This window comes from uncultured Methylobacterium sp., from assembly GCF_964244095.1.
GTDB lineage: Bacteria > Pseudomonadota > Alphaproteobacteria > Rhizobiales > Beijerinckiaceae > Methylobacterium.
Genome location: NZ_CAXTHR010000181.1, coordinates 1 through 7,597, shown reverse-complemented (window position 1 = coordinate 7,597; position 7,597 = coordinate 1). Strand labels below are relative to the sequence as shown.

Here is a 7,597-nt window from a genome sequence, read left to right as displayed (position 1 = left end):
CGGGCTCGACCGGCGTGCCCAAGGGCATCGTCATCAGCCACGCCAACATCTGCCATTTCCTGCGCTCCGGGAACGCGCTCTACGGGGTGGCCCCCGACGACGTGGTGTTTCAGGGGGCCTCCGTCGCCTTCGACCTGTCGATGGAGGAGATCTGGGTCCCCTACCTTGTCGGCGCGACGCTGTTCGTGGCGAGTCCCGCGATGATGGGCGACGTCGAGACGCTGCCGAAGATCATCGCCGAGGCCGGGGTCACGGTGCTCGACACCGTGCCGACGCTGCTGGCGATGATCACCGCCGACCTGCCGAGCGTGCGCCTGATCCTGCTCGGCGGCGAAGCCCTGCTGGAGCCGCTGGTCGCACGGTGGGCGACGTCATCGCGAAAACTGTTCAACACCTACGGCCCGACCGAGGCGACGGTGGTGGCCACCGCCGCCGAGATGCGGCCGGGCGAGCCCGTCACCATCGGCGGCCCGATCGCCAACTATTCCGTCTACGTCGCCGGCGAGGACCTGCGGCTGCTGGGCCGCGGCGAGCCCGGCGAGTTGCTGATCGGCGGCCCCGGCGTCGCGAAGGGCTACCTCCAGCGGCCCGAGCTGACGGCCGAGAAGTTCATCGCGAACCCGTTCGCCTCCGACGGGACCGACCCGGTGCTCTACCGCTCCGGCGACGCGGTCTCGCTGGATGCCCACGGCAACATCCTGTTCCACGGCCGCATCGACGATCAGGTCAAGATCCGTGGCTTCCGGGTCGAGCTCGGCGAGATCGAATCCCGCATCCAGGCGCTGCCCGGGATCAACCAGGCGGCGGTGGTGCTGCGCGCGGACGACGGCGTCGACCGCCTCGTCGCCTTCCTCGTGCCCGAGCGCGGCCAGCCCCTCGACAAGGGGCGCTTGCGCCGGACGCTGGCCGAGCAGGTGCCGCCGTACATGGTGCCCGGCCATTTCGAGGCGGCCGAGGTGCTGCCGCGGCTGACCTCGGGCAAGGTCGACCGCAAGGCGCTCCGCGTCGCGACGCTGACCGCGGCCGACGCCGACGGCGACCAGGAGCCGCCCGCGAACCAGACCGAGGCGGCGATGCTGGCGGCCGCCAAGCAGGTGTTCGGCAACCAGCCAATCCCGCTCGACGGCGACTTCTTCGCCGATCTCGGCGGCCACTCGCTGCTCGCCGCGCGCTTCGTCGGCGCGGTGCGGGAGGCGCCGGCGCTGGCCGCGATCACGCTCCAGGACGTCTATCGCGAGCGCACGCTGCGCAAGATCTCCGACGCGCTGATCGTGCGCACCGGCGGCGCCGGGGCCGAGACCGCGATCCGGAACTTAAGCTTCGAGACTCCGCCGCTCCTGCGCCGGGCGTTGTGCGGCCTCGCCCAGGCAGCGGCGCTGCCCTTCGTGATCGCGCTCGCCACCGCGCAATGGCTCGGCATCTTCGTGACCTACCTGCTGCTCACCGGGGGCGGGCTCGGCTTCTTCGGCGAACTCGGCGTGCTGCTGCTCGTCTACGTCGCGATCAACGCGGCGACAGCGATCATCGCGGTGGCGGCGAAATGGCTGGTGCTCGGCCGGACGAAGCCCGGCCGCCACCCGCTTTGGGGGACCTACTACTACCGCTGGTGGCTGACCCAGCGCCTCGCGCCGCTGGTCCACGTCAAGTGGCTCCAGGGCTCGCCGGCGCTCGCGGTGTACCTGCGCCTGATGGGCGCCAGCGTCGGCCGCGACACCCTGATCTCCGACATCGACATCGGAGCGCCGGACCTGCTCTCCATCGGCGACGGCGCATCGCTGGGCGGCCGGCTGGTGATCGCCAACGCCGAGATCGTAGGCAACGAGCTGGTCATCGGCGCGGTCGCGATCGGGCGCGATGCCGCCATCGGCACCTCCTGCGTCATCAGCCACGACACGGTGATCGGTGATCACGCCGAGATCGCCGACCTGACCACCGTGCCGGCCGGCACCCGCATCAGCGCGGCCGAGCGTTGGGACGGCTCGCCCGGCCGCAAGGTCGGCATGGCCGATCCCTCCGACCTGCCCGAGCCGGCACCGGCCTCCACCCGGCGCCGGGCCGGGTTCCTCGCGCTCTACGTGCTGCTGCTCGGCGCGATCCCGGCGGTCGGGCTGCTGCCGATCTTCCCGGCGTTCTTCCTGTTCGACCAGATCAGCGACCAGCTCTCCGACATCACCGACATCGACTACCACTGGTACCTGCCGCTGCTGACATGGCCCACCGCCATGCTGATGACGGCCGGCACCGTGCTCCTCATCGCCGGCATCCGCTGGGTCGTGCTGCCGCGCAGGCGCTCGGGCACCTATTCGATCTGGTCGGGCTTCTACCTGCGCAAGTGGTCGGTGGCGCTCGCCGCCGAAGTGACCCTGGAGACGCTCTCGTCGCTGTTCGCCACCGTCTACATGCGAGCGTGGTACCGCCTGATGGGCGCGTCGATGGGGGAGGGCGCCGAGATCTCGACCAACCTCGGCAGCCGCCACGACCTCGCCGAAGTCGGCGCACGCAACTTCATCGCCGACGAGGTGGTGTTCGGCGAAGAGGAAATCCGCCGCGGCTGGATGCACCTGGCGCCGGCGCGCACCGGCGCGCGGGTGTTCGTCGGCAACGACGCGGTGGTGCCGCCGGGCGCCGACATCCCCGACGACGTGCTGATAGGCATCAAATCGAAGCCGCCGGCCAATGCCGAGATGGCGCCGGGCGACACGTGGTTCGGCTCGCCGCCGATCAAGCTGCCCTCGCGCCAGCGGGTCGATGTCGGGACGCTCGCGCAGACCTACGAGCCGGGCCGCCTGGTGAAGCTGCGGCGCGGCGTGTTCGAGGCCTTCGCGACCTCGTTCTCGCCGATGCTCTACATCACCCTCGCGATCACCGCGATCGACTGGTACTTCTACCCGGCGATTCTGGAGCGCGACTGGACCGGGCTCGCGCTCGGCTTCGTCGCCGTCAGCGTCGCCATCGCGCTGATCCAGTCCTCGGCCGTCATCGCCATGAAGTGGGCGCTGATGGGCGTCTACCAGCCCGGCATGCGGCCGATGTGGTCGTGGTGGGCGATGCGCACCGAGGCCATCGCGGTGGCCTATTGGGGCCTGGCCGGCAAGGTGCTGCTGGAGCACCTCCAGGGCACGCCGTTCCTGCCCTGGGCGCTCAGGCTGTTCGGGGTGAAAGTGGGCCGGGGCGTGTGCATGCTCACCACCGACATCACCGAGTTCGACTGCGTGACGATCGGCGACTTCGCCACGATCAACCGCACCGCCGCGCTCCAGACCCATCTCTACGAGGACCGGATCATGAAGGTCGGCCGCGTCGTCATCGGCCGCGGCGTCTCGGTCGGCGCGTTCTCGACGGTGCTCTACGACACCAAGGTGGGCGACTACGCGCGGCTGCGCCCGCTCACCATCGTGATGAAGGGCGAGTCGATCCCCGCGCATTCGGAATGGGAGGGCGCGCCGGCGGTGCCGGTGGTGGCGAAGGGGTAGACGCCTCCGGACATTCCGGTTCCCGCACGTCGACCGGACCACTTGCGGATCGTACCAATTTTGGTACGATCCTCCGAGATGTTGGGTCTGCCGAAAGCCGTTCCGCTCGCATTCTATCGCAGCGCGGCGGGGCGAGAACCGGTTCGGGACTGGCTGAGTGCCCTTCCGCGCGAGGACCGACGGACGATCGGGTACGATGTGAGCCGAGTCCAACTCGGCTGGCCGGTCGGCCTGCCCGTCTGCCGACCTCTGGCAGACGGGCTCTTCGAAGTCAGATCGACGTTGCCGAGCCGGCGCGAGGCGCGGCTGTTATTCGGCTTCCGCGAAGGACGGCTGATCGCGCTTCACGCCTTCATCAAGAAGACGCAGCGAACGCCGCTCACGGAACTCGTCTTGGCGCGGCAGCGATTGAAGGATATCGGCGGATGACCGACGACAACCCGCATATCGGATCCAGCTTCGAAAGCTGGCTCGACGCAGAGGGACTTCGCGAGGAAGTCACGGTCGCTGCGGCCAAGAGCGTGCTCGCCGAGCAGATCGCAGCCGAAATGAAGCGGCAGAAAATCTCCAAGGCCCGCATGGCGGAACTTATGAAGACGAGTCGCACGCAGGTGGATCGGCTCCTCGATCCGTCCAGCGGTAGCGCGACACTGGACACCCTGCTCCGCGCAGCGCATGCGGTCGGCCGGGAGCTTCGCGTCGAACTGGTTTGAATTCGGCGAAGTCGAAGACCTCGCCATATTGTCCGCCGCCATCATGGCGCTCAAGGCGTTGCCCTGGTGCCCCGCGTCGGTACGGGACGTCCGTGCCTTTCGCGTCGCGCAGCGGTCGGATTTCACGGAGCTCGTGAGATCCTGACAGCCCGACCGATCGGTCCTCAAGCCGCCTCGTCCTTCCTGCCGAGCCGCTTGTCGAGATACGTGTCCACCGTCTGCGTCAGCTCCTCGACCTTCCCGTCGAAGAAGTGGTTGGCGCCGTCCACCATCTGGTGCTCGATGATGACGCCCTTCTGCGTCTTCACCTTCTCGATCACCGGCATCACCTCGCGGGCCGGCGCGACCCGGTCCTCGGACCCGTGCACGAACAGGCCCGAGGACGGGCAGGGGGCGAGGAAGGTGAAGTCGTAGCGGTTGGCCATCGCCGCGATCGAGATGAAGCCCTCGATCTCGGGGCGGCGCATCAGCAGTTGCATCCCGATCCACGAGCCGAACGACACGCCGGCGATCCAGCAGGACTTCGCCTCCGGGTTGACCGACTGCACCCAGTCGAGCGCGGCGGCCGCGTCCGAGAGTTCGCCCGAGCCGTGGTCGAACGCGCCCTGGCTGCGGCCGACGCCGCGGAAGTTGAAGCGCAGCGCGGCAAAGCCGCGGTTGGCGAAGGTGTAGAAAAGATTGTACACGATCTGATTGTTCATCGTGCCACCGAACTGGGGATGCGGGTGCAGCACGATCGCGATCGGCGCGCCCCGCTTCTTGGGGGCCTGATAGCGACCCTCCAGTCGGCCGGCGGGACCGGTGAAGATGACCTCGGGCATTCGTTCTCGACTCCTATGGCCGCCGCCGGACGCTGCTGCCCGCCGGGATGGCCGTGTACGTCTCGCCGTGACCGACGGACCGAGACGGCCGCCTTGACTCGTCCCGCGCCGGACGTAAAAGCTCTCTTAGAATAATTCTAGACGATTGGAATTATTCCAAACAACGCGGTGGCGGGGTGCATCCCGACCAGCCCGTATCCGCCGGCCGGCGGGTCGAGACCGTGTCGAGCGCGCCTTAGCACGCCGACCCGGTGCCAGAGCAAGGAAATGTCGCATCTCTCGCCTGACGGATCACCCATGAGCCTCGACCGCGCTTATCTCGACCACAACGCCACGTCTCCGGTTCGTCCGGAGGTGTCGGCTGCGGTCGCGCGGGCGCTGGCGCTTCCCGGCAACCCGTCCTCGGTCCATGCCGAGGGGCGGGCGGCCCGGGCCGCCCTCGAGGAAGCGCGGGAGCGGCTGGGCCGCCTCGTCGGCGCCGCACCGGCCCGCGTGGTGTTCACGAGCGGCGGCACCGAGGCCGCGAACGCCGTGCTGTCCGGTGCGCTCCGGCGCCGCGGAATGCCGGCGCCGACGCGGCTGCTGATCGGCGCGACGGAGCACCCTTGCGTCACCACCGGGCATCGCTTCCCGGCCGAGGCGACCGAAACGCTGCCGGTGCTGGCCTCGGGCCTTCTCGATCTCGCCGCGCTCGAAGCCCGCCTCGCGGCGCTGCGCGACGCGGTGGTGCTCGTCTCGGTGCACGCGGCCAACAACGAGACCGGCGTGGTGCAGCCGCTCGCGGAGATCGTGGCGCTGGCCCGCGCCCACGGCCGCGTGCTCGTGCACAGCGACGCCGTGCAGGCGGTGGGCAAGGTTCCGCTGGATTTTTCCGCCCTCGGCCTCGATGCCCTCACCCTGTCCGGCCACAAGTTCGCGGCGCCCAAGGGCGTCGGCGCGCTGGTGCTGCGCGAGGATGTCGGCCTCGACGCTGCGTTCGTGCGTGGGGGCGGGCAGGAGGGGCGGCTGCGCTGCGGCACGGAGAACCTGCCCGGCCTCGTCGGCATGGGCGCAGCGGCGGAGATCGCCCGGCTCGGACGCGACGCGGACGCGCTGCGTCTCGCGGCGTTGCGCGACGCGGCGGAGCAGGGCGTGCGCGCCCGCGCGCCCGACGCGGTGGTGTTCGGCTGCACTGCGCCGCGGCTGCCGAACACGCTCAGCTTCGCCGTGCCGGGCCTCGACGCGCCGACGGCGCTGATTGCCTTCGATCTTGCAGGCGTCGCGGTCTCGTCGGGCTCCGCGTGCTCGTCGGGCAGGGTCGCGCGCTCGCCGGTGCTCGCGGCGATGGGCGTGAGCCCTGCGCTCGCCGCGGGTGCGCTGCGCGTCAGCCTCGGCTGGAACACGGGGGAGAGCGACATCGCGCGCTTCCTCGACGCCTTCGAACGGGTCGTCGCGACCCTATATAGACGGAGACGGGAAGCGGCCTGAACGCCGCGTTCCACGCCTTCTCACACGAAGCCTCCGGTCCTTGAAACCGGCGATGCTTAGGAGATGCTGATGCCTGCCGTGCAGGAAACCATCGATCGGGTCCGCTCTATCGACCTCGACCAGTACAAGTACGGCTTCGAGACCACCATCGAGATGGAGAAGTCCGAGAAGGGCATCTCCGAGGACGTGGTGCGCTTCATCTCGGCCAAGAAGAACGAGCCGGCCTGGATGCTCGACTGGCGCCTCGATGCCTACAGGCGCTGGCAGACCATGAAGGAGCCCGAGTGGGCGCGAGTCGCCTACGACAAGGTCGATTACGCCAACATCTACTACTACGCCGCGCCCAAGCGCCCGGCGGCGATGTCGCTCGACGAGATCGATCCCGAGATCCTGAAGACCTACGAGAAGCTCGGCATCCCGCTGCGCGAGGTCGAGGTGCTGGAGGGCATCGCCCCCGAGCGCCGGGTCGCGGTCGATGCGGTGTTCGATTCGGTGTCGGTCGCGACCACCTTCAAGGCCGAGCTGTCGAAGGCCGGCGTGATCTTCATGCCGATCTCGGAAGCCGTCCGCGAGTACCCGGACCTCGTGCGGAAATACCTCGGCTCGGTCGTGCCGGTGACCGACAACTTCTTCGCGACGCTGAACTCGGCGGTGTTCTCCGACGGGTCGTTCGTCTACATCCCGCCGGGCGTGCGCTGCCCGATGGAGCTCTCGACCTACTTCCGCATCAACGAGCGCGACACCGGCCAGTTCGAGCGCACGCTGATCATCGCCGACAAGGGCAGCTACGTCTCCTACCTCGAAGGCTGCACCGCGCCGAAGCGCGACGACAACCAGCTCCACGCCGCCGTGGTCGAGTTGGTCGCCTTGGACGACGCCGAGATCAAGTACTCGACGGTTCAGAACTGGTATCCCGGTGATAACGAGGGCCGCGGCGGCATCTACAACTTCGTGACCAAGCGCGGCGATTGCCGCGGGGACAATTCCAAGATCTCGTGGACGCAGGTCGAGACCGGCTCGGCGATTACCTGGAAGTACCCGTCCTGCATCCTGCGCGGTGACAACTCGCGCGGCGAGTTCTACTCGATCGCGGTGTCGAACGGCATGCAGCAGGTCGATTCCG

Annotated in this window: 6 protein-coding genes; 5 read left to right on the top strand and 1 reads right to left on the bottom strand. The window is 68.9% G+C overall.

The features are described from left to right. From ACFE86_RS20105 to ACFE86_RS20095, 3 genes are all read left to right on the top strand, one after another. The coding region (locus ACFE86_RS20105; RefSeq protein WP_375457098.1) for a Pls/PosA family non-ribosomal peptide synthetase at window positions 1-3,473 on the top strand (3,473 nt) is incomplete at its 5' end. A gap of 78 nt (window positions 3,474-3,551) precedes the next feature. After that, entirely contained in the window at window positions 3,552-3,902 is a 351-nt protein-coding gene (locus ACFE86_RS20100) for a type II toxin-antitoxin system RelE/ParE family toxin (RefSeq protein WP_375457097.1), read from the top strand. Next, window positions 3,899-4,186 (top strand): Fis family transcriptional regulator, encoded by a 288-nt coding sequence (locus tag ACFE86_RS20095; RefSeq protein ID WP_375457096.1) that lies wholly within the window; start codon window positions 3,899-3,901, stop codon window positions 4,184-4,186. Before ACFE86_RS20100 ends, ACFE86_RS20095 begins: the two co-directional genes overlap by 4 nt. Window positions 4,187-4,350: 164 nt before the next feature. Here the strand turns inward: ACFE86_RS20095 and ACFE86_RS20090 are convergent, their stop codons facing one another. Beyond that, window positions 4,351-5,007 (bottom strand): alpha/beta hydrolase, encoded by a 657-nt coding sequence (locus tag ACFE86_RS20090; protein WP_375457095.1) that lies wholly within the window; start codon window positions 5,005-5,007, stop codon window positions 4,351-4,353. Between the two features lie 297 nt (window positions 5,008-5,304). Between ACFE86_RS20090 and ACFE86_RS20085 the strand changes: the two genes are divergently transcribed. Beyond that, window positions 5,305-6,474, top strand: coding sequence for a cysteine desulfurase family protein (locus ACFE86_RS20085; RefSeq protein ID WP_375457094.1), 1,170 nt, complete (start codon window positions 5,305-5,307; stop codon window positions 6,472-6,474). Window positions 6,475-6,543: 69 nt separating this feature from the next. After that, window positions 6,544-7,597 (top strand): Fe-S cluster assembly protein SufB (gene sufB / locus ACFE86_RS20080; protein ID WP_375457093.1); only part of this gene is annotated, 1,054 nt, incomplete at its 3' end.

Coding starts and splice junctions, on each gene's coding strand:
- ACFE86_RS20100 (WP_375457097.1), top strand. CDS start 3,552: ATGTTGGGTCTGCCGAAAGCCGTTCCGCTCGCATTCTATCGCAGCGCG.
- ACFE86_RS20095 (WP_375457096.1), top strand. CDS start 3,899: ATGACCGACGACAACCCGCATATCGGATCCAGCTTCGAAAGCTGGCTC.
- ACFE86_RS20090 (WP_375457095.1), bottom strand. CDS start 5,007: ATGCCCGAGGTCATCTTCACCGGTCCCGCCGGCCGACTGGAGGGTCGC.
- ACFE86_RS20085 (WP_375457094.1), top strand. CDS start 5,305: ATGAGCCTCGACCGCGCTTATCTCGACCACAACGCCACGTCTCCGGTT.